Source organism: Bacillus sp. PK3-037, from assembly GCF_054161355.1.
This window is the reverse complement of sequence record NZ_CP096408.1, coordinates 1,782,342-1,805,723: the sequence shown is the minus strand read 5'-3', so window position 1 is coordinate 1,805,723 and position 23,382 is coordinate 1,782,342. Positions and strand designations below refer to the sequence as shown.

Genomic DNA, 23,382 nt, shown 5'->3' with positions numbered 1-23,382 from the left:
CACACCTTTTTATTTTCTAGCTCTTGCAAATATTTTGATTGGTGTCCCCTCAAAACCGAACGCGTCTCTGATTCGGTTTTCTAAAAATCGTTCGTATGAAAAATGCATCAGTTCGGGATCGTTTACAAACACAACAAAACTCGGCGGCTTCACCGCAACTTGAGTCGCATAATAAATTTTCAAGCGTGACCCGTTATGAGTCGGTGTCGGGTTCATTGCCACCGCATCCATAATGATATCATTTAAGACATTCGTCTGGACACGAAGTGAGTGATTTTCACTTGCTTTAATGATCGCAGGCATGAGCGTATGAATCCGTTTTGTCGTTAATGCTGACATGAACAGAATCGGTGCATAGTCAAGAAATTGAAAATGGTCGCGGATATTTTGTTCAAATTCTTTCATCGTGCTTTCATCTTTGTCAACAGCATCCCATTTATTCACTACGATCACGACAGCCTTGCCTGCTTCATGTGCATAACCCGCGATTCGCTTGTCCTGTTCGATAATGCCTTCCTCACCGTCAAGCACCACCGCAACAACTTCAGAGCGGTCGATGGCTTTCAGCGCCCGCAGCACGCTGTACTTTTCTGTCGTTTCATACACTTTACCTTTTTTTCTCATGCCGGCAGTGTCTACAATGACAAAATCCTGCTGGTTATAAGTAAATGTTGTATCAACGGCATCTCTTGTTGTTCCTGCCACATTACTCACAATGACACGATCTTCGCCAAGAATCGCGTTTACCAGAGAAGACTTTCCTACATTCGGGCGTCCGATCAGGCAAAATTGAACGACTTCATCATCGTATTTTGTTTCAGGGATATTTTTAAAATGCTCCGCTGCGGCATCCAATAGATCTCCGAGTCCCAGTCCGTGTGTTCCTGAAACCGGATACGGTTCACCAAAGCCCAGCGAATAAAAATCATAAATATTCGCTCTCATTTCTGTGTTATCCAGTTTGTTTACCGCTAAAACAACAGGTTTTTTCGTGCGGTACAAAATTTTCGCTACTTCTTCATCAGCAGCAGTCACACCTTCACGGCCATTCACCATAAAAATAATGACATCCGCTTCATCCATGGCGATTTCGGCCTGCTCGCGTATCTGTGTTAGAAACGGCTCATCACCGATATCAATACCGCCCGTATCAATCAAATTAAAATCATAATTCAGCCATTCAGCCGAGCTGTATATCCGATCCCTTGTCACACCAGGGGTATCTTCTACTATTGAAATTCTCTCACCCGCAATCCGGTTAAAGATTGTGGATTTTCCTACATTCGGTCTCCCGACAATGGCTACGACAGGTTTACCCATAGTACCCTTCCTTTCGATCCAGCCGCTTTCATTTTTACATAAATTCTCAACCGGTTATTTAAATCATCTCATTCACTTTTATGAAAAGAAACCCTTCAGAGGAAGGGCTTAACTCATTTATTATATCAGTTTTTACTCGGATCACAACTATTCTTAAAAATGTTTCACGATCAAATAAACATCTTCCCCGATTCTATGGGCAATTCCATCAAGGATTGCCTCAAGGTTTTTAGCGAAAAGCTCCATCTCTTTTTGGTCATTACAAAAAAAGATGGGTGTCCCTCCTGAAGCACGGTTCCGGTTTGTCGTGATAACAGACAAAATCACTTTCGTCAGCGATTCACTCATCCTATCACCTTATCCTGTTTTTTGATAAATTCCGTAGGCATTCTGATCGCGTTTTCCAAGGTCGGAACATTGCTGATAATCTGAACAGCTGTTTCCGGGTGATGAATTTGGGGCAGGACAAAAACGCCCACTCTTCCGTCATTAAGATCCCTTTTCGCGATTGGCGTCAGGGACGGCTCTCCTGAGTCCCGATACACTCCCAGCACATTGGAGACATCAAATAAAATGGCCTGGCGCTGACCTAGGTTGGCAATGGTTGCAGCTGAATTAAAATTTTTAGGCGTTAAAATAAACCCCATCCCATGCTTTAAAATCAGCTCCTGTTTCTCCGGAAGTCCGATGTTCATCATATAAATATTATCTACAAACAGACCCGGTCCGTCGAAGTGAGGCTCTATGTACTCAATATCCACAATATCTTTCAATACACTGCCGGACATAAATTTCATTGCTAACAAAAAACAAACAACAGCGGTGATGACAGCAGCCCAGATTGAGAAAAACACATACGCCGATGTTGTCAAAAGAGCAGTAAAAATCACGATATAATTTCTGCTTTCAAACGCAATGGCGATTCCTTCAATATAGGTGCTTCCTCTTGAGACAAGTTCGTACGAATCCATTTGTGTCAGCGTATTCCGCTCCATATTTCTGACATCTCTGAATTGAGTGGCTGCAAGCGTCAAAAACGTGATGGCCGTAAACTCCTCCTGTAATAGCGCAGGCATAATAATTGCCCCTAACCCTGCCGCAATAAGCCCAAGTGCAATATGAATGACTTTTCCGTGAATATAGGTCGGATACTGACGGTAATCTGTTTTCAGCATATACAGCCTTGTGGCGACTCCTGCTATGACCCCCGCAATAATCGGATAGATGTAATCACTCATGACATTTTAGTAGCTCCTTTGTTTGATCTTTTGCCTTTCTGGCCAATTTGACTGGCGAGCTGTTCATATTTTGATATGCCAAACAGCAATATCGTTCCCGCAGAGCACGCGTTAAGCCATTGAAAACCTCCGACAGCCGTATGTCCTGCCAATTGTTGAATGACAAAAGAATACACGAGTTCGCCTTGGCACATTCCTAGAACATATAAGGCAAGCTGCATCTGAAAATCCCTTTCAACAGAAGCAGTCAAAAGCACACATAATACAACAGCGGTCCACTCAGGTTTTATGATGAACCAAACCGGATCATATAATGCAAAAAGATAAACAAACGCATACCCGGAAACAAGCGTCAGGTGCACCATGATATAGCGAAATCGTTTATACATCCCTAAATATCCGGCATAGACACACCCGCAAACGAGAAACATCACGTACGCCGCATTCAGAGAAAAATATAAAGTAAAGTGATGTATGCTTAAGATGATATTAGTCAAAATAAATACTGAGACGACAAAGCGCCTTTTCGTCTTTCCAAGAATAAAGGTTGTCAGCACCCACAAAAACCACATTGACCAATAATAATAAAATTGTTCCATATCGCTTCCTCCATACTCCCAGTATGGAGTCTAAACACTTTTTTTAAACAAACCGCTTCACGTAAAGGAGAATGATCATGGGAAAAGACAGACAGGAGAAAAAACTCAAGGCTTCGGGCAGAGTGGAATCAGACCGGGACCAATCGATTCACTATGACGGAGCCACCAGCCTTGAACAAAACGGCAAATTTAAAAAGCGTAAATCATAATACAAAAAGCCCAAAACTCACACCGTTTTGGGCTTTTCTTATACAGCTGTTAACGCACATTGTAATTGGAAGTATGAATGCCTCTCTCTGTCAGCCAGTGATGAGTCTCACCTTTTATGACAAGAGGAGCCTTTTGCAAATCAGAAATCGTACTGGTGCCAAGCACAGTCATAATCATTTTTAATTCCTCCAGCATCAGCTGAATCTCTTCAAGCAGCCCTTCTTCGCCTTTTTCAGTCAGCGCTTTTAAGAAGTGCCCTGCCATTCCGGTACAGGAAGCCCCAAGAGCTATCGCCTTCGCGACATCAAGCGCGTTTTGAAGGCCGCCGGACGCAATCGTTGTTTTACCGGGAAACTCAGAGCCGATTTCCGCCAAGCTCGCTGCTGTTGAAATCCCCCATGAGTTGAAAAAAGTGATCTGGCGCTGTCTTCGGAGATTTTCTATTTTCGAGAAATTTGTCCCTCCGTAACCGCCGATATCAACAGCTGCCGCACCAGCGTCATACAGCTTTCTTGCTGATTCTTTGCTCATTCCGAAGCCTACTTCTTTTATTATGACAGGCACTTTGATTTCGCTGCAGATTTGTTCAATACGGGAAAGAGCGCCGCTAAAGCTTCTGTCGCCTTCGGGCATGACAATTTCCTGAATCACATTCAGGTGAATCTGCAGCGCATCCGCCTCAATCATTTCGACAGCTTCCTTCGCCTGACGAGCTGTTGCCTCACTGCCCAAGTTGGCAAAAATCAGCCCATTCGGATTTTCCTTTCGGACGATTTCATACGAATAGCGTTCAGACGGGTCTTTTAACGCCGACATTTGTGAGCCGACAGCGAGAGGAATATCAGCTATACGAGCTGCTCTAGCAAGCGCCTTATTAATTTCATATGTAAGTTGTCCGCCGCCGCCAGTCATTGCATTGATAAAAATCGGCGAACTGCTTGAAAGTTCGCCGATTTTTGTGGAAATATCTACTTGTTCTAATGCAAGATCGGGCAGACTGACATGAACAAACGTAATATCATCAAGACCCGTCTCCCGCTTTTGGCCGGTAGAAAGGGCATGATTGATGTGTTCTCTTTTCCGTTCTGCTCGAGTCACGTTTATCACCAATTATTTTAATTTATTAAGCTTATCTCCGATCAGATCTCCAAGCTGGAAGCCAGTGCTTGTTTCTTCCTTCGCCTGATATTGGCGGTAATCCTCTTGATCGGCTTTAGGAGCTTCTTCAAGCTCACGCATGCTTAATGAAATGCGCTCTTCATTTTCATTCACATCAAGAACCTTCACTTTTACAGTCTGTCCTTCTTCAAGGACTTCATGCGGCGTGCCGATGTGTTTATTAGAAATTTGAGAAATATGAACGAGACCTTCTACGCCAGGAAGAATTTCAACAAACGCACCGAAGCTCACGAGACGCTGAACCTTTCCTTCAAGCACATCACCCGGTTTGACTTTCTCGCCAATTTGGCTCCAAGGCCCAGGCAGCGTTTCTTTAATAGATAAAGAAATACGCTCATTATCCCGGTCAACCGATAATACTTTCACTTTCACTTCCTGTCCCTCTTCCACAACATCAGACGGCTTTTCAACGTGGGAGTGGGAAAGCTGTGATATGTGCACAAGCCCGTCGATACCGCCGATATCAACAAACGCGCCAAAGTCAGTCAGGCGCTGCACTTTACCATCGAGCACACTTCCAACTTCTAGAGACTGAAGAAGGTCTTGTTTTTTATTCGCCTGCTCACTTTCAACAACCGCACGGTGTGAAAGGATGACACGGTTTTTATCACGGTCAAGCTCTACTACGAGCAGAGACAGTGTTTTTCCTTTATAGTCGGTAAAATCTTCTACAAAATGCGCTTCTACAAGCGATGCCGGAATAAAGCCCCGTACGCCGATATCAACGACTAGACCGCCTTTTACGACATCTTTCACTTCAGCTTCAAACACTTCTTTTGTTTCAAATTTTTTCTCAAGGTCTTCCCAAGCGCGGTCTGCATCAACAGCACGTTTAGATAAAATCAAAGCATCGTCTTCCACTTTTGTTACTTTCAGGTCAAGCTCGTCGTCTACTTTTACGACATCCGATGCTTTCTCTACATGAAGACTTGATAATTCACTGATTGGAATAATACCGGACTGTTTGACATTGATAATTTCAACATCCACATGCTTGTCCTCTACCTTTGTCACAATCCCTTTTACTACATCTCCAACCTCTGGCACTTGAACATCAATTTGATTCATTTCCTCTGTCATTTGAATAACCTCCTTGGTCCAAACCTACACAGCTTAATTAAAAACGGTTTGAAAGCTGAACACGTATCATGCATGTCCGCTTTTAGCCGAATATGTATTAAAGAATCATCCAAAAAAGATTTTGAATGATCAATAAAAAGTTTTATTAGTATTAACTTCTAATAAAAGGACAGGTTTGTCAAGCAATAACATTCTTTCTTTGTTGAAAAATTCAAAAAAAGTGGCCTCCGCCGGTATCAGCGGGACTTTTGCTCCACTACATCAAGGATTTTTTCAGCAACTTCCTGAATGGAGAGAGAAGTCGTGTCGATTTCAAGCGCGTCATCTGCTTTTCGAAGCGGAGAAACTTCGCGCTCTGAATCGAGCTTATCTCTTCTTGCAATTTCCTCAATTAATGTTTCGTAGTTGGCATCGTAGCCTTTTTTTACGTTTTCTTCATAACGGCGTTTCGCTCTCTCTTCAACAGATGCCAAAAGAAAGATCTTCACTTCGGCATTTGGAAGCACATGAGTTCCGATATCACGTCCGTCCATGACAACGCCGCCTTTTTCCCCGAGCTGCTGCTGGCGTTTCACCATTTCTTCCCTGACGCTTCTGTGCTTGGCAGCAATTGAGACTTGATTGCTGACCTCGTCTTTTCTGATGTCCTCAGTCACATCTGTGCCGTTGACAAGCACCTTTTGTCCTTCTTTTGTTGTAATCAGCTCAATATCGGTTTGCTTTAACAGCTCAGCCAATTTTGCTTCATCTGTCAAATCAACTTTTTCTTGTAAAGCCACATATGTAATGGCCCGATACATCGCTCCTGTATCAATATATATGTACGATTTTTTCTCAGCCACAATTTTGGCAACGGTGCTTTTCCCCGCAGCAGCCGGGCCGTCGATCGCAATCGATAATTTCTTTTCCATAATTCCTCTCCTTGCTCTTTTCTCCTCTATGGATTGTATCATGAACTTTATGAAAAAGGGTGAAAAATTCATGAATAATTAATGTTTGAAGGTTTCTACCCAATCATTAACTTCCATTTTATCCACCCCTTCATATTGAATCACTTTTGAGACATAAGGTTCAATATGCTGATAGTGAAAAAGAAACTGGATACCAAGTAAAATCACTGCCTGAATGAACAATAATTTGAGCAGCAGCCGTTCAAAGGTCTTCATCAGCCCACCTCCATCACAAATAGTATGGAAGTGTTTGCCGATGTTTATTCCAATCGTCCCTTTCTTCTCTTGTTTAACTGGCGGCGTATGCAATACTGAAGAAGGAGCTGCTGATCACCGGCTGAAATCTCCGAATACTCCAAGGTCATTTTACGTTTGCCTGATTTTGAATCATTATAGACACGCCTGACAACCGCGTCAGCCTCTATTTGATTCGTTTTCTCCCCATCCTGAAGGCTGATGAACAGGCGCAGCGTATCCCCGTGCTGAAAAGAATAGCCATCTGTCACAATCAAAGCAATACCGCCGGCGCTGATATTGTACGAGAGTGTATGAAACCCGTCTTTTTCATCTGCCGGCTCGACCAGCACATCCAATACCGCGTCAGTTCTTACATATTGCCGGCGCTGAATTCGTTTTATTTTTTCACGGGGAGGCACTTCAAGGCAGATCATTTGAAGCTTGTCCTTCACTTTTCCCTTAATGCGGCTTGAGAAGCGGTAAGGCACTTCGTCTTTACCGACAAACTCTACCGTTACTTCAATATTATGATGTAAAATCACGGTTCTTCCTGTGTTTACATCAACCGGATATGCGATCAGGAGCTCTCCGTTTTCTATACTCACGGCTTTGCTCTTTGCTATTTTTAAATCATTTTCTTCTATGTATTCTAAGTGTACAGTTTCCCCAATCTCTATCATTGACTTCACTCTTTCGCATTCAATATACTCACTTTTTATTAAAGCATGTAATGAAAAAAAGGAAAAGACTTTTAGTCCTTTCCTCCTAGTTTTTATAGGTCTTTATATATAGGTTCAGCATTTTTTAGTTTTTCAACTTTCTCTTCCGTTCCGTCATTAGCATTTATATACATTCTGAATGTATCATTTTCAATCGTCCCCAGCATTTCATAGCATAATACTTCCTGTCCTAATTCATTTGTGATCACAGCAAGCCTTGTTTCTCTCACTTCTACACTTTTGTTTAATTTTGCTTTCGCATCTTGTTCAGAGATAGCCGGCTTTGGTATGTCTCTTTTTCTGTGGGATGTTAAGAAATCTCGCGCTGAAAAGCCGACAACCTCGCCGTCATCCAAGGCAACTTTCATACGGATGGCTTCTGGATACATCCGGACATTATTTTCTATTGGAACATATGAGAATACACCGATTTTATCGTATTGCGCACTTTCATCGATTTCCAGATCTTTTGTTTCATATCCGTTTTTCTTTAGAAAAGCAAGGGCTCGATTCGATCCGTCATTCAAGCTGATTTTCTGATCTTTCACTTCTCTGTTTTGGATTAAATAAACCGGGTGTCCGCCTTTTTTTGTAATATCCATATATATCGCTGCTTTATGATCAGGATCTTTCATACTGATACTGTAGACGTCACGGTTTGTTTTTTTTCCGCTCTTTATCACTTTGATTGCATAATTGTCATCAGGTGCAAAGCGTTGGGCAATTTGTTTGGCTTCCTGTGCAGAAATTTCTTTTCCCTTCAGATGGGCAAAACCCTTCTCTTCTTTTTTGGTGCTGGTGAAACTTGGCCCAAGATCTGTTCCTGAGGCAAAGGATCCGACATTTTTTTCAACCGTTTTAAAGCTATTGATGATCGTGTTATCACTCTGTTTTTCATCAGAGGCCAGCGCCATCTCTACATCCATCCAGCGCAAGTTCTTGCTCATAACAAGGTGCTGAACGTGGCGCAGTTCATTTTGTATATCTTCTGATTGCTGATAAAGCTTATTTAACGAAGTATACTCTTTTTCATCGAGCGGTTTTTGATCCAAATCTCTGATTGACGTTTTATAGCTGAAATCGCCGATCTTGGATAACAGCTCTTCCGTTTTGTTAAACGGCATTAATGTAAGCGGCAGCTGACTGACACTGTTATGGGCTTCTGATGTAATTCTCCAAACATCTATCAATGCGGGGGACAGTGATTTTTTGCTGTTCATGGCAAGCGTTGCGCCAATTTTATCATGCAGCTGGTCTACCTGATAGGTCAGCTCATGAAACGCCCGCTGATAGTTATTTTCAGCATGAAGAAGGACAGCGTCTTTTTCCTGGTGCTCTTTGTATCCCCAGTAACTAGTACCGACAATTGCAATACCGAGCACTGCGATTAAAATAGCTCTGATCATTTATCACACCTCATTTTTATGCTTTCTTATGTCCTGCTACTCACAGAAAATGTGTTTACCGATTCTCTTAATCTGCGGGCGCCCCCAAATCCACGCGCTGGTAGCTGTATCCGGATTAAAGTAATATAGCGCTTCCTCGGAAGGGTCCCAGCCATTAATGGCGTCTAATACTGCTTCTTTTGCTGTTTCGTTCGGCTGCATATAAATTTGTCCGTCAGCCACCGCTGTAAAGGCAAGCGGTTCAAAAATAACACCTGCTATTGAATTTGGAAATAACGGACTGTTTAAACGGTTCAAGATAACTGCCGCAATAGCAACCTGTCCCTCGTACGGCTCCCCACGCGCTTCCCCGTAAACCGCTTGAGAAAGCAGCCGAATATCATTATTGGAAAAACCGCCTGGCATGTTAGCTGCAACCGCATCCTGTTTTCTGGTTTTTGCAGGCGTGTTATTGTTTTGCTGTTTATTCGCTTGCGGCTGCTGTGTTATTTTTTCAGCAGGCTGTTTCTGCCGCGTCTCTGCTTGCTGCCTTGCTTTTTGAGTCGCTGTTTTTGACGGTTTTGTTTGGTATTTCAGCGGTATTTTTCCGTAATGCGTGAATTTATTTCCTTTTTGAAGCTGCTCCATGACATATTCACGGTAATATTTAGACTTACATATCAAGGTCTTTTTGGTTTGGGCTCCGACCAGACCGTCTACCTCTTTTAAGCCGAATTGATCCTGAAAGTTCCGTACTGCCCAGTATGTCCCCCATCCATAAACCCCGTCAATTTTCCCATTATAATATCCGTTATATTGAAGACGCGCCTGCAGCTCGATCACATCGTCCCCTGTTGCCCCTCTTTGAATGACTTGATTAGAAAAGGCTGAAATTGTTTCAGTATTGATAAACGTCGTAATGATAAAGGAAAATAAGATGAGACATGCCATAATCGATCCTTTGGACTTCATCTTTTCAAGCCTCCTACAGCAAATTTTTGAGTGTAATCGTATTTTCTGTAACGAGGTTATTTTTATACACTCTTTCCTTCTTATCCCTCACAGCTTAAAAATTTCAACAAATCAAAAAGCCGCACTATCGCTGTGCGGCTCTTCTATATCTGCATCATATTGACGGAACGGGCTTTTTTTGCTTTTCGCAAACCAAACCACCATAAAAATAACATAAATGGAAACATGTAATAGATCCAATTACTGAGGGCTGTCAGGATAAAGTCATACGACCCATGTAAAAGTGAAGGGACGGCCAACGAAAGGAAAAGCCATTTTACACGTGCTTTTTCAGCGGAAAAACGCGCTTTCCCAAGGTAAAACCCCATAATCACTCCAATTAAGGCATGGCATGAAACGGGCAGCAGCGCTCTGACAAACGCATGCTCCACGCCATGACCGATTAAATAAAGAATATTTTCGAGTGTCGCAAAACCGAGCGATACACTTGCGCCGTATACAATTCCGTCATAATGTTCATCAAAGTGGGCGTGCGGGTAAACACTGATCATTAAAATAAACCATTTTAATGATTCCTCCAAAAACCCAGTAGACAAAAAAGAAACAAAAAAGCTTCCGCCTCCCACATTCTCTTTTTCAAGCACATACTGGATAAACATGGTGGGAAATACAAGAACAACCCCAAGAAAAAATGACCGAAGCACCATATGTACAGGTTCATTATCATACTGATCTTTTAAATAAAAATAACTTAACAGCGCGATGCCGGGAGCAATTCCTGCAGAGATGATTGCAAACATCAGGCAACCTCTTTCCTTTATATTCCTATGTCTATCCTACCATGTTGTGTATGAATTTACATCTGTCTGCCCTTAAAAAAACAAAAAGAGCATACGAATCCTTCATATGCTCTCCTCTTTTCACTTATCTTCTCTTTTTGCGATTTCATTTGCGATGTGGCCGCCGTGAAATCTTCCGTTTTCAATAAATATTTCATTTGCATTGTTTCCGGCAGCGATGACCCCGGCAATAAAAACGCCCTCCACATTGGTTTCCATCGTTTCTTCATTAAAAAACGGACGCCCTGATTCCTCATCGATTTTCACACCGATTTTTTTCAAAAATTGATGATCAGGATGATAACCCGTCATGGCAAATACAAAGTCGTTTTTAATGGTAATCAGTTCCTGCTGGCCGGAGCGGAAAACGACTTCATCTTCAGTGATTTTTTCTACACAAGCGCCAAATTCCATTCGGATTGTACCGTTTCTTACTAAAGATTCGAATTCTGGCAGAATCCATGGCTTAATGCTTGAAGAATATTCATTGCCCCTATATAAAACGGTGACACGCGCTCCTGATTTGACGAGTTCAAGCGCAGCATCTACACTTGAATTTTTCCCGCCGATAACGACGACGTCTTTATCGAAATACGGATGTCCTTCCTTAAAATAATGGAATACCTTCGGCAAATCCTCACCGGGTACGTTCATATAGTTCGGATGATCATAATAGCCTGTGGCAATAATGCAGTATGGTGTTGAATACGTCTCTTTTGACGTTTCGATAACAAATGAATTATTTTCTGCTTTTGTCACTTTTTGCACCATTTCAAATGCATTCACACGGATCTTTTTCCGCTTCACGACTTCCCTGTAGTACGACAAAGCCTGAATTCTGACAGGCTTTCTGTTTTCGGTAATAAATGCCACGTCACCGATTTCAAGCTTTTCACTTGAGCTGAAAAAGGTTTGATGCGTCGGATAATTGTAAATACTGTTAACGACATTGCCTTTTTCAATGACGAGGGCATCAATGCCAATTTGTTTTAGGTGAATGGCCGCAGATAACCCGCAAGGACCTCCGCCAATAATTATTGCTTTTTCTTCAATCATTTCCGTCAACTCCTGCGATTGGCATTCGATTCACATTTTTCTATTTCCAAATAAAAAAATCTCCTATTTTATCATAGGAGATTTTTATTTTTTATGCAAATCATCAACTTATATCCATCCTCTAAAGCGCGAAGCCTCAGCCATTTTACGCACACCTACCATATAAGCGGCAAGTCTCATGTCGATTCTTCGGTTGTTGGCCATTTCATATATATTGTTGAATGATTTTACCATCATTTTTTCTAATTTCTCTTCTACTTCTTCCTCGCTCCAGTAGAAGCCCTGGTTATTCTGAACCCATTCAAAATAAGAAACCGTTACGCCTCCCGCGCTTGCCAGTACATCGGGAACAAGCAGAATGTCACGGTCTGACAGAATCTTTGTTCCTTCAAGCGTAGTTGGCCCGTTTGCTGCTTCAACGACGATTTTCGCCTGAATGTTATGGGCATTTTCTTCTGTAATTTGGTTTTCAATCGCGGCAGGAACTAAAATATCACAATCCAGTTCCAGCAGCTCTTGGTTCGTAATCGTATCGTTGAAAAGCTTCGTCACTGTGCCAAAACTGTCGCGGCGGTCGAGTAAATAATCAATATCCAGGCCTTCAGGGTCATACAGCCCGCCGTATGCATCGGATATGCCGACAACCTTTGCCCCTGCATCATGCATAAATTTTGCCAAATAACTTCCGGCGTTTCCGAAGCCTTGAACGACAACTCGTGCACCTTTAATATCGATGCCTTTTTTCTTCGCCGCTTCTTTTATGCAGATGGTTACACCTTTTGCTGTCGCTGATTCTCTCCCGTGAGATCCGCCAAGCACAAGCGGTTTGCCTGTAATGAACCCAGGCGAATTAAATTCATCAATTCTCGAATACTCATCCATCATCCAAGCCATGATTTGTGAGTTTGTAAATACATCCGGCGCCGGCACGTCTTTCGTCGGACCGACAATTTGGCTGATAGCTCTGACATAACCCCTGCTTAGACGCTCCAGCTCTCTAAACGACATATCCCTTGGATCACAAACAATTCCGCCTTTACCACCGCCATATGGAAGATCAATGATACCGCATTTTAAACTCATCCAAATGGAAAGTGCCTTCACCTCTTTTTCAGTTACGTTCGGGTGAAAACGTATCCCGCCTTTTGTCGGACCGACAGAGTCATTGTGCTGGGCACGATACCCCGTAAAAATCTTGACTGAACCGTCGTCCATACGAACTGGTATTTTTACCGTTAATAATCTCATCGGCTCTTTTAACAGTTCGTATACTTCTTCAGGATATCCCAATTTTTCCAGAGCCTTATGTATTACGGTTTGGGTTGATTTTAATACATCAAGTTTGTCCTCTTCTGTATGACCGGTGTTTCGATCGGCTGCCATTTGAGTTAACCTCCTAGAATCTTCTGTTTCTCACATGCTCCCTTTCAGAGAATAGTATACACCTTCATATGATCTATGCATAGGATAAACGTTATGTTTTTCCATGTTTTTTAACAAAAAAAACCGCTGTAAAAAACAGCGGTTTTTCTTCCATTCTTATGAAAAATGAGTTTGGATTGTCTCTACGGCATTTCCGTCCATAATGAGCTTACCATACTCTTGTAAGCGATAAATCGTTAATGTTGTCGGATTGCCGTATTCAGCCAGGACCGCCACAACACCCTCGGCAGTCTGTGATCCCAAGTCTTCAAGGCTCAGAAAGTACTGTCCTTCATAGTGGTAGACAGTTCCTCCTGTGATACCGATCCGCTGTAAGCTTTCAGAAAGCTGAATGATATCTTCAAAGGAATGGAATTGATATATGATGTCTGCGCTTTCGTCAAGCTTGACTTGCATTTCGATGTAATCATCATCATACTCATCTTCTTCTGAATCCGCTTCTTGGTTCTTTGTTACGATCACAACCATCCCTTGTGCTTGGAGAGAATACACTTCCACTGCAATCGGTCCATTCGCTTCAAAGCCGAGCTCTGTATTTGCTTCATTCATCATATCTTTAAATAACTGGTGGACTTTAAATGAGTCCTTCCAGAGGTCTTCTTTTGTTAATCCACGATCAGTTAAATCATCGAGGGTCAAGAAGATTTTGATCTTATTATAATTCAGACGCTCAAGCCGCATAACGTTCCCTCCTGCCTCTACTTGCACACAAATCATATAACACATTATATGAGATGATGAGTCATAGGTTCTTAATTGTTATCAGTTTACACTGAGTTCACTAGTAAGACAAGCACAATGCAGTTTTTTACTGACACACTCTTTAGGGAAGTCATTCAGGTGCTGCAAGTGTCACGATGTGTGCCTCAGGCTCCGCCCCTAAACGAAGGGGCACTTTTGTTGTGCCGTACCCATTGCTGATGAGGTACGCAGCATTTTTAACAAAACCGGTTGTCCCAAGCTCATATGGGCCAAATTTTCCAAATCGAATCTGCCCGCCATGGGTATGCCCGCTGAATATCACATCAATACCGTCAGTTTCATTGATTTGTTGATGGATCTCAGGGTTATGGCAAACCAGAACGTTCACCTGGTTCCCGTCAATTTCTTTAATCGCTTCTTCATAATCATCCATCTCCATCCTGATGTCATCCACTCCGGCTATGGTGATGGTATGTCCGTTATACGTAAAAGGAACCGATTCATTTCGCAGTGTAATAATACGGTGCGTTTTAAAAATAGCATACAGTTCCCGCTGACTGATTTCATAATCATTGTTTCCCCAGACAAACATGACAGGGACTCCCAAACCCGCAAGCCTTCTGACGTTTTCCTCAATTCTCGAGCAGGGCACTCCGCCCTCAGCTAAGTCACCGCCGATGATAACCAGATCCGGCTGATGGCCCTGCGCTTCCTCTAAAAGACCGTGATCAACAATACGTTTATGAATGTCAGATATAAAAAAGATCGTAAGAGGCGGCTTCCCCTTCATTTTTGATAACGTAAATGTATGGATTTTCAGGTGATTGCCTTTTGCCACTGAATACATTTTTGCCGTCATTGCCGCTGCTGCAATAGCCAATGCACCGGCAATTTTCATTGATCGCTTCATTAAAAACTCTCCATTCTTTTAGAACTTATCAATAAGACGGACAATAAAAAAAAGACGTTTCTATCGTTTGAGAAAACGCCTCATTTTATTTACTTTCAAAATATAGATTAATATCGTATTGGTGCTTCATCAATTGAAAAACAGATTCTCTCGCCTTCCATTTATCAGGCTGCGGCCAAAGATCAGTGCTTTTCTGAATAATTTCACATCTCAGTTTATGGAAATCACCCTCGGCTTTTTCTTCTTTTTTCTTAAAATAATATGAAGTGCAGTATGCAAAAGCAGTTGCCATCATCCAAAATAAATAAAAGGTATGGCTGAGCATTTCTTGAAGAATGAGCTGAGGCGCCGGACTTTTGATCATCATTAAAAGACATAATAAGCCCAGGCAAATGAGTGAGGTCCACCGCCACCTGCGGCATTGCGCAGCATAGTTTTCGTATTTTTGTTTTCGTTTCACCAACGCCTGTAGCATCTGTTTGGTCGGCGCGTCCGTAAATCGGTCCAGCTGGTTCCATAAGGATTCCATACGCTTCACACCTTGTCCCTTTTCATTGCTACAATATATGAGCCTGCGATCAAAAAGATGCCCGCTAATAAGTCAAAGGGATGTCCAAAATTTGCCCGGTATAAACGTCATTTCCGTTCAAATGATTATAGGCACGGATCTTTTCTTCTCCTGATCTGCTTTTATAATATTTCATGGAAATGCGGTACAGCGTTTCTTTCTTTTGAACGGTGTGCTGAACGACACGTTTTGCCTCCGTATCTTGAACTGGTTCAGACTGCTGCTGTACCTGTTCCTGCTCTTTTTGGACTGTTTTTTCCGGGGAAGGGGAAGCAGCCGCGCTTTTTGCTTCCTGTTTGTTTGCTGTGTTCTCTTTTTCCGCTACAGCAGGCTGCTTCTTATCAGTTGTTGCTTCTGTTTGTTTCTCTGTCTTTTTGCCTTCAGATTTTTTTTTTGACTCTTCGCGCAGAACTGTCTCTGCCGTTTCTTTTTTGGCCTCTGGTTTTTGGACTACCTCGTATTTACTCTGGCTGCTGTTTATAAAAACATCTTCATAATCATCGGGATTTCCCGAATGGCTTTTCATTAGATAAAATAAGGTGACAAAGACGATAACCGGCACAAATACAAACAGTACTGCGAGAGTGGTAAATAACGGCGTTCTTGTTTTGCCTTGCTTTTTTTTCTTCTCTCTTTGATTTTTTACAGATTGTCTTGTCGGAAGGCTTTCTTCATCATCTTCGAAAAGGTCGTCCGCCAATGCGGTTTTATGGTCTTCATAAAGATTCTGGGCTTTTCTTCTTTCTAATCTAGACATGTTCGTCATGTGTATCCCTCCTAACATGTTCAAAACGAATCTGACAGGCAAACACGGCATCAATAATAAAATGCGCCGTTACGGGAACAAATAGATTGCCGGTCCATTCATAAATCAGTCCAAGCAAAAAGCTGATTGCCGTCACCATGATAAATAGCAGCCATTTTGTCAAATACCGAAAATGAAGAACAGCAAATACAAGACTGGCCGCCCATAAACCAAGATGGGTCTGCAGCACTCCCCTGAATAACATTTCTTCAGCAAAAGAAATCAGAAGCGTTAAAAATATAATATGAGGGATTGGCCTTTTACTGAATAACTTTTTATTGATTCCGCCGTCATCATATAAATGAGACGGACACCATTTCATGATTGCCATGTCGGCTAATATGACAATAACCGCCAAAGAAACACCATACCAAATGATTCTTATATCCCTAATATGCCAGAGCTTGAAAAAATCACTTGCATCCTGAAAAAAGAACAAAACGGCAGCAGCGGACACCATGATGATCAGAAGCTGTGTCATGTATAGCTGCTTCAGTATATCACGGTCAGACAGATGCTGGATCAAATCCTTTTGCTGTTTCAGTTCGGCTCACCTACAGTCTGCAGACTGAATATACGGTGCAATTCCGATCTCCAGCCGTCTAGTGGCTCTATTTTGACGCGCTCCTCTTTTTCTTCATACAGCGAAAGGTCAAAACCGCAATGAGAACAGCATGGCATGCTTCCCTTATCGGGCTCGTAGGTTTCATCAAAATAGGCTAACAGCGATTGTCTTAAACAGCCATCATGATGAAGCAAAGCTGATACGTGACGCATTTTGTCAAGTTTCAGCTCCATGCGATACGTGATTTCCCGCTTGATCAGTTCAATTGATGTTTTCCCCTGCATAAAGAGATGGATGATCATTCGCGACTGCGTCTCTGTGATACCATATTGCATTAATAATTCGCGCAGTTTTCTTTCGTCCCGTTCTTCCGTTTCCTCCAGCACGCGAATAACATTGGCGATTTCTCCATCCGCAAGGCTCTCCATTTGGATAATCTGCTCTTGCAATTCGAAATCTCCAGGCGCTCTGAGCAAAATGCTGACACTCGGTTTTCCGTTACGCCCTGCTCTGCCAATTTCCTGCATAAAAGCTTCAGCCGTCTGCGGGAGATAAAAATGGATGACATATTTGATATCAGATTTATCAACACCCATTCCGAACGCATTTGTACAGCAAATGACATCAAGCTGGTTATTGATAAATTGCTGCTGAATTAACATTCTGTCACCAGAATCCATGCCGCCATGGTAATAATCAACCCTGCTGCTTGTTTTATTTTTAATTTCCTCCGCTAATTCCTCTGCCCATTTCCTTGTCGGACAATAGACAATTCCCGGTCCTTGCAGGTTTTCAACCAGCTGAATAACCCTATCTATTTTTTCGGCAGTATCCGCAGTATTTTCAACTTTGAGTGCAATATTCGGCCGGTTAACCGAGTTAAGATGCTGTTCGGCATGCTGCAGATCAAGCAAATTCATGACATCATGCAGCGTATCCTTCGTCGCCGTAGCCGTCAGAGCAAGCACCGGCGGATGCCCAAGTTTTTTTCTCAGCTGTCCAAGCTTTGAATAATCAGGCCTAAAATCGTGTCCCCACTCCGATATACAATGCGCTTCATCAATAACAAAAAGACTGATCGGAACGCTCTTTAATTTTTCCAAGACATATGACGACTGCAAAGCTTCGGGCGACAGATACAAAAATTTGTAGCGGTGGATATGCTCCAAAACGAAATGTCTTTCCTGCCTGCCCAGCATGCTATTCAATGCGGCAGCTCGTTTTTCTCCCCGCGCTTTCAGCTGCTGCATCTGATCCTCCATTAAAGAAAGCAAAGGAGAAACGATTAATATCATACCGTCAAGCATATAACCGGGCAACTGGTAGCAAAGAGACTTTCCTCCCCCTGTCGGGAGCATTGCAATGGTATCCTTTCCGCTGAGTACGCTTCTGATGATGTCCTCCTGCCCTTTTTTAAAGGAATGAAAACCAAAAAACTGATATAACGCTTGCTGTAATTTAGTCATACTGTTTCACCTGCTTTGCCAATGCCAGCCTGATTTGAAAGTAGCTGAACCGCTGCTCTAGGCCTTCTCGAATTTGTTTGATCTTGTTTGTCCGCATGCGTTTGGCGAACTCAGCAATTTGGAGCTGATCTTCAGCCGAAATATATCCATCAATCACAAAAGCCGGCTCATGAAGAGAAATTTCGACAATATGGTCTTCAATTGTGGCGGTTTTCAGCTTTCTAATTTCAGCAATTCGCTGAATCGGAATCCCTTGTCTGACCATCTGCCATGTTTTTCTCGTAGACTCAGTCAGTGCGTTCTCCAAATGCACATCAGAAAGAAGATCCTTTAATATAGAATCTTCACATTGCGGCAAGGAATGAATAAAATAATGTACCGCAGCCCAAAACAAGACATAAACGTACCACTCGTCTTCTTTCAAATTGTCAGCAAGCTGCCTGCTCGTATAACCGATCCTATTATATGAAGTTAATGAGTAGACAAAGATAAGAGCTGCTTTCTCGTCAAGCTTTTGCAAATGATTCTCCAGCATATCCTGCAAGCCTCTTGCCAGTTTTTCATGATCCTTTTGCTTGAGCATGTATCGCTTGACCCAGTGAAGCGTCTTATAGTCTTTTGTGACGGGAATATACTGTCTGTTGCTGTGCTGCTTATTTGACAATACCTGTACGAGAAGGGAAAGTCTTTTCCAGAGCACGCTTGCGGCCTGCTGAAAATAAGCGCCGTGGCAATGGGCTGGCCAAGGCCGTTCACTCAGCGCCTGCCGCAACATGCTTTCGCCTCTAATAGTCACTCTGTATGTATCTGTTTCTGACATCGGTTCCAGAAATGACTGCTGTTCAAGCTTGCGGAGCGAGGCTGAAATGTCGCTTCTTGAACATTGCGGAGCCATTCCAAAATATCTTGCAGTCTGAAATAAGCCGGCATCTTGAATGGTTTGTGACGATTTTTTTCCTTTGAATAAGTGAAAAACGGCACTTCCTGTCCGTTCCCCGTTTATTTTAGAAAGGCAATCGAGAACCATGATATCAAAGTAATTTAATGACAACCTATCCACCCACATTCTTCCTGACAAAAATCGCTGGTTTGTTCTTTTTATTTTAACAGATTTTAAACAGAAATCGACGTTTAAAGTCATCATTAGGGGGGATGTTATGTAGATAACCCCTTATGTGATAAGCATTCTCAATCATTTTTCTGTTGAAATGTGGCATCAACATCATTACAATAAGTAAGAGGAATAGGTGTTAAATTGATTAAATATAAAGATTGATCCATTTGTTCCACCAAGAACAATCTGGGAGGTTTTATTCATGGCAAAGTACACAATCGTAGACAAAGATACATGCATTGCATGCGGCGCTTGCGGAGCGGCTGCACCAGACATTTACGATTACGATGATGAAGGCATCGCGTTCGTAACGCTCGACGAAAACAAAGGCGTTGTCGAAGTTCCTGAAGTACTGGAAGAAGATATGATTGACGCATTTGAAGGATGCCCTACTGATTCCATCAAAGTGGCGGATGAGCCGTTTGAAGGCGACCCGCTTAAATTTGAATAGAAGTAATCGAAAAAGCTCCCCTGCGGGAGCTTTTTTTATTTAATGAATATGCGCGCTTCTTTGCTGTTCAATCCACGGTTTAAGCTTGATAAAGATAAGTGTGAACACAATCGTAATGACAATGCCTTTTATGACGTTAAATGGCAGGATACCAGCGACTACCGCTGTTTTCAGCGCACTGTCGGATAATGCCGGGGAGTGTAAAAACCATGTGTAGGCCGGAAGAATCAGAACATAATTCAGAATGCTCATCAGCACCGTCATAGCTGCAGTTCCAAGCAGAAGACTTACTGCCAGGCCTTTTGCCGAGTTCAGCTTTTTAAATAAGAAAGCAGTCGGCAAAATAAAGAGTGTTCCGGCAATGAAATTTGCAATTTGTCCTACAGGCACTCCTGCCATGCTCCCCTGAATGATATATTGAAGAACGTTTTTTATCGCTTCAACGGCAATACCCGCTAAAGGTCCGTATATAAGAATCGCAATAATGGCAGGGACATCACTGAAATCAATTTTTAAATAATCAGGAAGCCCCGGAAACGGAAAATTTAACAGCATCAATACAAATGCGATGCTGCTCAGCATGCTGATCACGACTAATTTTTTTACTTTCAATTTGCTCTCTCCTTTTCGATCACATCTTACTCGAAAAGCGGAAAGGTTCTTTTTCCAGCCAATAAAAAAAACCGCTCTATGATATAAAAGCGGGGTTTCAAAAATTTGGCTTGGTAAAGAAACGTTTGAAAACCTTTCTTTCAAAACGCTGCTGAACCTCCATCTTCTCCCATCCAGACTATACTGTCGGCTTCGGAATCACACCGAATCCTGCTGTCAAAAACAGCTCGCGGGCTTAGAGCCATTGCTCATCACCGCCGGTAGGGAATTTCACCCTGCCCCGAAGATTGATCATATGAATTTGGTTCCATTATAAACGATAAACGGTTGGTTGTATAGATAATTGCTTCAAATTAAATATAACGCCAAAAGTCTCTAAAACTGGTCAATTCCTCGCTTTCCTTTTATCCTTTACTGCGTCAATACACATTGACACTCTATTGAGAATATGTTAAATTATCAGATATTTAGTTTGTCAATTTAGGAGGAAATCTTACGATGTTTCGAGTATTGGTCTCAGACAAAATGAGCAACGACGGCTTACAACCACTTATTGAATCAGACTTTATTGAAATCGTCCAAAAAAACGTAGCAGATGCAGAGGATGAATTACATACCTTTGATGCTCTATTGGTGCGAAGTGCGACAAAAGTAACAGAAGACCTTTTTCAAAAAATGACTTCTTTAAAAATCGTTGGAAGAGCCGGTGTCGGTGTGGATAATATCGACATTGACGAAGCGACGAAACATGGGGTAATTGTTATTAATGCACCAAACGGAAACACAATTTCCACAGCTGAGCACACATTCGCGATGATCTCATCTTTAATGAGACACATCCCTCAGGCCAATATCTCTGTAAAATCCAGAGAATGGAACCGCACAGCATATGTTGGTTCGGAACTTTACGGCAAAACACTTGGAATTGTAGGATTAGGAAGAATCGGAAGCGAAATTGCACAGCGAGCAAGAGCCTTCGGTATGACCGTGCACGTTTTTGATCCTTTCTTAACAGAAGAAAGAGCGAAAAAAATCGGTGTAAACAGCCGTACGTTCGAAGAAGTCTTGGAAAGCGCAGATATCATCACTGTGCATACACCGTTAACAAAAGAAACAAAAGGCTTATTAAACAAAGAAACAATTGCAAAAACGAAAAAAGGTGTTCGCTTAATTAACTGTGCACGAGGCGGCATTATCGATGAGGCAGCTCTTCTTGAAGCTTTAGAAAGCGGCCATGTTGCCGGTGCGTCTCTTGACGTTTTTGAAGTTGAACCGCCAGTTGATAATAAGCTCGTTGACCACCCGTTAGTGATTGCCACTCCTCACCTAGGGGCATCGACAAAAGAAGCGCAGCTGAATGTTGCAGCGCAAGTATCAGAAGAAGTTCTGCAGTTCGCAAAAGGTCTTCCTGTTATGTCAGCCATTAACCTGCCTGCCATGACAAAAGATGAATTCGCTAAGATTAAGCCGTACCACCAAATCGCAGGAAAAATCGGCAGCCTCGTATCACAATGCATGAAAGAGCCGGTACAGGATGTCGCGATTCAATATGAAGGCACAATTGCTAAACTTGAAACATCGTTTATTACAAAAAGCCTTCTGTCAGGCTTCTTAAAACCACGCGTTGACTCAACAGTTAACGAAGTAAATGCGGGCGGTGTCGCAAAAGAACGCGGCATTAGCTTTAGTGAAAAGATTTCCACTTCTGAATCTGGATACGATAATTGCATTAGCGTAAAAGTTGCAGGAGACCGCAGCACCTTTACCGTTACAGCTACCTATATCCCTCATTTCGGAGAACGCATTGTCGAAATCAACGGGTTTAATATCGACTTTTATCCAACAGGCCACCTGGTTTACATCCAGCATCAGGATACGACGGGGGTCATCGGCCGTGTGGGACGTATTCTCGGAGATAACGATATTAACATTGCAACCATGCAGGTCGGCCGTAAAGAAAAAGGCGGAGAAGCCATCATGATGCTTTCTTTTGACAGACATTTAGAAGATAAAATTGTGAAAGAACTAACAGATGTTCCTGATATCGTGTCTGTAAAACTTATTGATCTTCCATAATGAAAAAAACTCAAGCTCTGCAGCTTGAGTTTTTTTCTGCTTTTTAACGGTTTCCTGTTTATGTATGTTTGTGCAGTACTTCTAACACGTTTCTCAGTTGGGATACAGGTATTTGCCCAGGTGCTGAAGCCTCTTCTCCTGCGCCGAATGTGCAAGCTGATCCAAATATCTCACCGCTCAGCCTGCTAACTAATCCCGTTCCCGCCATTGACATTGTGATCATCGGTCGGTCCGCATATTTTGTCTTCATCGTATACGTCGCATCAAGCAAGGTTAAAAGATCTCCTGCATCATTCGGCATTACGGCTATTTTCGGAATATGCGCTCCTAACTCCTGCATTTTACGAAGCCGAGAAATGATCTCGTCCTTTGCAGGTGTTTTCTGAAAGTCATGATTAGACATAATCACGTAGACACCATTTTCTCCTGCTAAAGATACTAACGCTTCAACGTTTGCCTCTCCTGAAAATAATTCAATATCGATAAAGTCTATATCTTTTGTGCGGATAGCCGTTTCCAGCAAAGCGATGTAAGAACTTACATCCATTTCTTTGCTCCCGCCTTCTTTATGCGATCTGAATGTAAATAGAAACAGCTTGTCTCTCAAAGACTCTCGCAGCTTTGAGATCATCTTTATGACGGCTTCGCTGTCGTCTGCTTTTTCAAATACATCGACTCGCCACTCGACAATATCCGGATCCAGTAATTTCACAGCTTCTGCTTCTTTTAAAATTTGCTTTTCCGTTTTCCCCATCAGCGGAACGATGATTTTCGGCATCCCTTCACCGATGGAAACTCCTTTGATTGTTAACACGTTCACTCGTCTCAAATCCTTTCAATCTTTACCTTGTTTTATTATACACGGACAAGTTTTTTTTGAAAATTT

26 protein-coding genes and 1 riboswitch are annotated in these 23,382 nt (G+C 42.4%); of the genes, 3 read left to right on the top strand and 23 right to left on the bottom strand.

The window, feature by feature from the left end:
* Positions 1 to 9 precede the first annotated feature (9 nt).
* The 4 genes from der to M1D69_RS09415 all read right to left on the bottom strand — a co-directional run bounded on the left by der (position 10) and on the right by M1D69_RS09415 (position 3,157).
* A complete protein-coding gene (gene der, locus M1D69_RS09430) occupies positions 10 to 1,320 on the bottom strand; it encodes a ribosome biogenesis GTPase Der (RefSeq protein WP_010334750.1) in 1,311 nt (436 codons plus the stop codon).
* A 153-nt stretch (positions 1,321 to 1,473) separates the two neighbouring features.
* Positions 1,474 to 1,668 (bottom strand): capping complex subunit for YIEGIA, encoded by a 195-nt coding sequence (locus M1D69_RS09425; RefSeq protein ID WP_024121875.1) that lies wholly within the window; start codon positions 1,666 to 1,668, stop codon positions 1,474 to 1,476.
* On the bottom strand, positions 1,665 to 2,558 hold the full coding sequence (locus M1D69_RS09420; RefSeq protein ID WP_458103928.1) for a YIEGIA family protein: 894 nt from the start codon (positions 2,556 to 2,558) through the stop codon (positions 1,665 to 1,667). Before M1D69_RS09420 ends, M1D69_RS09425 begins: the two co-directional genes overlap by 4 nt.
* Complete coding sequence (locus M1D69_RS09415; protein WP_458103929.1) at positions 2,555 to 3,157, bottom strand: YphA family membrane protein; 603 nt, start codon at positions 3,155 to 3,157, stop codon at positions 2,555 to 2,557. The genes M1D69_RS09420 and M1D69_RS09415 overlap by 4 nt, the downstream gene beginning before the upstream one ends.
* 77 nt (positions 3,158 to 3,234) lie before the next feature.
* Between M1D69_RS09415 and M1D69_RS09410 the strand changes: the two genes are divergently transcribed.
* A complete protein-coding gene (locus tag M1D69_RS09410) occupies positions 3,235 to 3,366 on the top strand; it encodes a YpzI family protein (RefSeq protein ID WP_010334754.1) in 132 nt (43 codons plus the stop codon).
* A 49-nt stretch (positions 3,367 to 3,415) separates the two neighbouring features.
* Here the strand turns inward: M1D69_RS09410 and fni are convergent, their stop codons facing one another.
* The 17 genes from fni to M1D69_RS09325 all read right to left on the bottom strand — a co-directional run bounded on the left by fni (position 3,416) and on the right by M1D69_RS09325 (position 19,294).
* The gene (gene fni / locus M1D69_RS09405) at positions 3,416 to 4,465 is read right to left on the bottom strand and encodes a type 2 isopentenyl-diphosphate Delta-isomerase (protein ID WP_458103930.1); all 1,050 of its coding nucleotides are present in this window, start codon (positions 4,463 to 4,465) and stop codon (positions 3,416 to 3,418) included.
* A 12-nt stretch (positions 4,466 to 4,477) separates the two neighbouring features.
* A complete protein-coding gene (rpsA, locus tag M1D69_RS09400; RefSeq protein ID WP_024121879.1) occupies positions 4,478 to 5,626 on the bottom strand; it encodes a 30S ribosomal protein S1 in 1,149 nt (382 codons plus the stop codon).
* Positions 5,627 to 5,862: 236 nt separating this feature from the next.
* Entirely contained in the window at positions 5,863 to 6,537 is a 675-nt protein-coding gene (gene cmk, locus M1D69_RS09395) for a (d)CMP kinase (protein ID WP_044155003.1), read from the bottom strand.
* Between the two features lie 78 nt (positions 6,538 to 6,615).
* The gene (locus M1D69_RS09390; RefSeq protein ID WP_063623048.1) at positions 6,616 to 6,792 is read right to left on the bottom strand and encodes a YpfB family protein; all 177 of its coding nucleotides are present in this window, start codon (positions 6,790 to 6,792) and stop codon (positions 6,616 to 6,618) included.
* A 44-nt stretch (positions 6,793 to 6,836) separates the two neighbouring features.
* Complete coding sequence (locus M1D69_RS09385; protein ID WP_458103931.1) at positions 6,837 to 7,493, bottom strand: flagellar brake protein; 657 nt, start codon at positions 7,491 to 7,493, stop codon at positions 6,837 to 6,839.
* Between the two features lie 92 nt (positions 7,494 to 7,585).
* Positions 7,586 to 8,938, bottom strand: coding sequence for a germination protein YpeB (gene ypeB, locus M1D69_RS09380; RefSeq protein WP_024121883.1), 1,353 nt, complete (start codon positions 8,936 to 8,938; stop codon positions 7,586 to 7,588).
* A 36-nt stretch (positions 8,939 to 8,974) separates the two neighbouring features.
* Complete coding sequence (gene sleB, locus M1D69_RS09375; RefSeq protein WP_059293685.1) at positions 8,975 to 9,889, bottom strand: spore cortex-lytic enzyme; 915 nt, start codon at positions 9,887 to 9,889, stop codon at positions 8,975 to 8,977.
* Between the two features lie 143 nt (positions 9,890 to 10,032).
* Positions 10,033 to 10,689, bottom strand: coding sequence for a glutamic-type intramembrane protease PrsW (gene prsW, locus M1D69_RS09370; RefSeq protein WP_458103932.1), 657 nt, complete (start codon positions 10,687 to 10,689; stop codon positions 10,033 to 10,035).
* Positions 10,690 to 10,809: 120 nt separating this feature from the next.
* Positions 10,810 to 11,784: a YpdA family putative bacillithiol disulfide reductase gene (locus M1D69_RS09365; RefSeq protein ID WP_151175111.1), complete on the bottom strand. Its 975-nt coding sequence runs from the start codon at positions 11,782 to 11,784 to the stop codon at positions 10,810 to 10,812.
* Positions 11,785 to 11,892: 108 nt separating this feature from the next.
* Positions 11,893 to 13,167: an NAD-specific glutamate dehydrogenase gene (gene gudB / locus M1D69_RS09360; protein ID WP_024121887.1), complete on the bottom strand. Its 1,275-nt coding sequence runs from the start codon at positions 13,165 to 13,167 to the stop codon at positions 11,893 to 11,895.
* Between the two features lie 156 nt (positions 13,168 to 13,323).
* A complete protein-coding gene (locus M1D69_RS09355) occupies positions 13,324 to 13,908 on the bottom strand; it encodes a genetic competence negative regulator (RefSeq protein WP_010334765.1) in 585 nt (194 codons plus the stop codon).
* A 151-nt stretch (positions 13,909 to 14,059) separates the two neighbouring features.
* Positions 14,060 to 14,839: a metallophosphoesterase gene (locus tag M1D69_RS09350; RefSeq protein WP_458103933.1), complete on the bottom strand. Its 780-nt coding sequence runs from the start codon at positions 14,837 to 14,839 to the stop codon at positions 14,060 to 14,062.
* Positions 14,840 to 14,924: 85 nt separating this feature from the next.
* Positions 14,925 to 15,368, bottom strand: a complete 444-nt coding sequence (locus M1D69_RS09345; protein ID WP_024121889.1) for a YpbF family protein — start codon at positions 15,366 to 15,368, stop codon at positions 14,925 to 14,927.
* Positions 15,369 to 15,432: 64 nt separating this feature from the next.
* Positions 15,433 to 16,173, bottom strand: a complete 741-nt coding sequence (locus tag M1D69_RS09340; protein ID WP_458103934.1) for a LysM peptidoglycan-binding domain-containing protein — start codon at positions 16,171 to 16,173, stop codon at positions 15,433 to 15,435.
* Positions 16,157 to 16,738, bottom strand: coding sequence for a CPBP family intramembrane glutamic endopeptidase (locus M1D69_RS09335; protein ID WP_458103935.1), 582 nt, complete (start codon positions 16,736 to 16,738; stop codon positions 16,157 to 16,159). The genes M1D69_RS09340 and M1D69_RS09335 overlap by 17 nt, the downstream gene beginning before the upstream one ends.
* A 14-nt stretch (positions 16,739 to 16,752) precedes the next feature.
* On the bottom strand, positions 16,753 to 18,243 hold the full coding sequence (locus tag M1D69_RS09330) for a RecQ family ATP-dependent DNA helicase (protein ID WP_458103936.1): 1,491 nt from the start codon (positions 18,241 to 18,243) through the stop codon (positions 16,753 to 16,755).
* Entirely contained in the window at positions 18,236 to 19,294 is a 1,059-nt protein-coding gene (locus M1D69_RS09325; protein ID WP_458106174.1) for a helix-turn-helix domain-containing protein, read from the bottom strand. Before M1D69_RS09325 ends, M1D69_RS09330 begins: the two co-directional genes overlap by 8 nt.
* A gap of 265 nt (positions 19,295 to 19,559) precedes the next feature.
* On the opposite strand from M1D69_RS09325, the gene M1D69_RS09320 reads away from it, so the two are divergent.
* Positions 19,560 to 19,808 (top strand): ferredoxin, encoded by a 249-nt coding sequence (locus M1D69_RS09320; RefSeq protein WP_003225461.1) that lies wholly within the window; start codon positions 19,560 to 19,562, stop codon positions 19,806 to 19,808.
* 39 nt (positions 19,809 to 19,847) lie between these two features.
* Here the strand turns inward: M1D69_RS09320 and fmnP are convergent, their stop codons facing one another.
* Complete coding sequence (gene fmnP / locus M1D69_RS09315) at positions 19,848 to 20,420, bottom strand: riboflavin transporter FmnP (protein WP_024121894.1); 573 nt, start codon at positions 20,418 to 20,420, stop codon at positions 19,848 to 19,850.
* 157 nt (positions 20,421 to 20,577) lie between these two features.
* Positions 20,578 to 20,712, bottom strand: a riboswitch (FMN riboswitch).
* 206 nt (positions 20,713 to 20,918) lie between these two features.
* Between fmnP and serA the strand changes: the two genes are divergently transcribed.
* Positions 20,919 to 22,496 carry a phosphoglycerate dehydrogenase gene (gene serA / locus M1D69_RS09310; protein WP_458103937.1) on the top strand — a complete coding sequence of 526 codons (1,578 nt, stop codon included), beginning with the start codon at positions 20,919 to 20,921 and terminating at the stop codon, positions 22,494 to 22,496.
* A 58-nt stretch (positions 22,497 to 22,554) separates the two neighbouring features.
* Here the strand turns inward: serA and aroD are convergent, their stop codons facing one another.
* Entirely contained in the window at positions 22,555 to 23,316 is a 762-nt protein-coding gene (gene aroD, locus M1D69_RS09305; RefSeq protein WP_458103938.1) for a type I 3-dehydroquinate dehydratase, read from the bottom strand.
* Between the last annotated feature and the right edge of the window lie 66 nt (positions 23,317 to 23,382).

Excerpts from the sequence above, each read along its gene's own strand:
- M1D69_RS09420 (WP_458103928.1), bottom strand. The coding sequence starts at position 2,558 with ATGAGTGATTACATCTATCCGATTATTGCGGGGGTCATAGCAGGAGTC.
- M1D69_RS09390 (WP_063623048.1), bottom strand. The coding sequence starts at position 6,792 with ATGAAGACCTTTGAACGGCTGCTGCTCAAATTATTGTTCATTCAGGCA.
- der (WP_010334750.1), bottom strand. The coding sequence starts at position 1,320 with ATGGGTAAACCTGTCGTAGCCATTGTCGGGAGACCGAATGTAGGAAAA.
- M1D69_RS09340 (WP_458103934.1), bottom strand. The coding sequence starts at position 16,173 with ATGACGAACATGTCTAGATTAGAAAGAAGAAAAGCCCAGAATCTTTAT.
- ypeB (WP_024121883.1), bottom strand. The coding sequence starts at position 8,938 with ATGATCAGAGCTATTTTAATCGCAGTGCTCGGTATTGCAATTGTCGGT.
- cmk (WP_044155003.1), bottom strand. The coding sequence starts at position 6,537 with ATGGAAAAGAAATTATCGATTGCGATCGACGGCCCGGCTGCTGCGGGG.
- M1D69_RS09350 (WP_458103933.1), bottom strand. The coding sequence starts at position 14,839 with ATGAAGCGATCAATGAAAATTGCCGGTGCATTGGCTATTGCAGCAGCG.
- M1D69_RS09425 (WP_024121875.1), bottom strand. The coding sequence starts at position 1,668 with ATGAGTGAATCGCTGACGAAAGTGATTTTGTCTGTTATCACGACAAAC.
- M1D69_RS09385 (WP_458103931.1), bottom strand. The coding sequence starts at position 7,493 with ATGATAGAGATTGGGGAAACTGTACACTTAGAATACATAGAAGAAAAT.
- prsW (WP_458103932.1), bottom strand. The coding sequence starts at position 10,689 with ATGTTTGCAATCATCTCTGCAGGAATTGCTCCCGGCATCGCGCTGTTA.
- M1D69_RS09345 (WP_024121889.1), bottom strand. The coding sequence starts at position 15,368 with ATGGAATCCTTATGGAACCAGCTGGACCGATTTACGGACGCGCCGACC.
- M1D69_RS09365 (WP_151175111.1), bottom strand. The coding sequence starts at position 11,784 with ATGATTGAAGAAAAAGCAATAATTATTGGCGGAGGTCCTTGCGGGTTA.
- M1D69_RS09355 (WP_010334765.1), bottom strand. The coding sequence starts at position 13,908 with ATGCGGCTTGAGCGTCTGAATTATAATAAGATCAAAATCTTCTTGACC.
- sleB (WP_059293685.1), bottom strand. The coding sequence starts at position 9,889 with ATGAAGTCCAAAGGATCGATTATGGCATGTCTCATCTTATTTTCCTTT.
- M1D69_RS09320 (WP_003225461.1), top strand. The coding sequence starts at position 19,560 with ATGGCAAAGTACACAATCGTAGACAAAGATACATGCATTGCATGCGGC.
- M1D69_RS09415 (WP_458103929.1), bottom strand. The coding sequence starts at position 3,157 with ATGGAACAATTTTATTATTATTGGTCAATGTGGTTTTTGTGGGTGCTG.
- serA (WP_458103937.1), top strand. The coding sequence starts at position 20,919 with ATGTTTCGAGTATTGGTCTCAGACAAAATGAGCAACGACGGCTTACAA.
- gudB (WP_024121887.1), bottom strand. The coding sequence starts at position 13,167 with ATGGCAGCCGATCGAAACACCGGTCATACAGAAGAGGACAAACTTGAT.
- M1D69_RS09410 (WP_010334754.1), top strand. The coding sequence starts at position 3,235 with ATGGGAAAAGACAGACAGGAGAAAAAACTCAAGGCTTCGGGCAGAGTG.
- rpsA (WP_024121879.1), bottom strand. The coding sequence starts at position 5,626 with ATGACAGAGGAAATGAATCAAATTGATGTTCAAGTGCCAGAGGTTGGA.
- M1D69_RS09330 (WP_458103936.1), bottom strand. The coding sequence starts at position 18,243 with ATGACTAAATTACAGCAAGCGTTATATCAGTTTTTTGGTTTTCATTCC.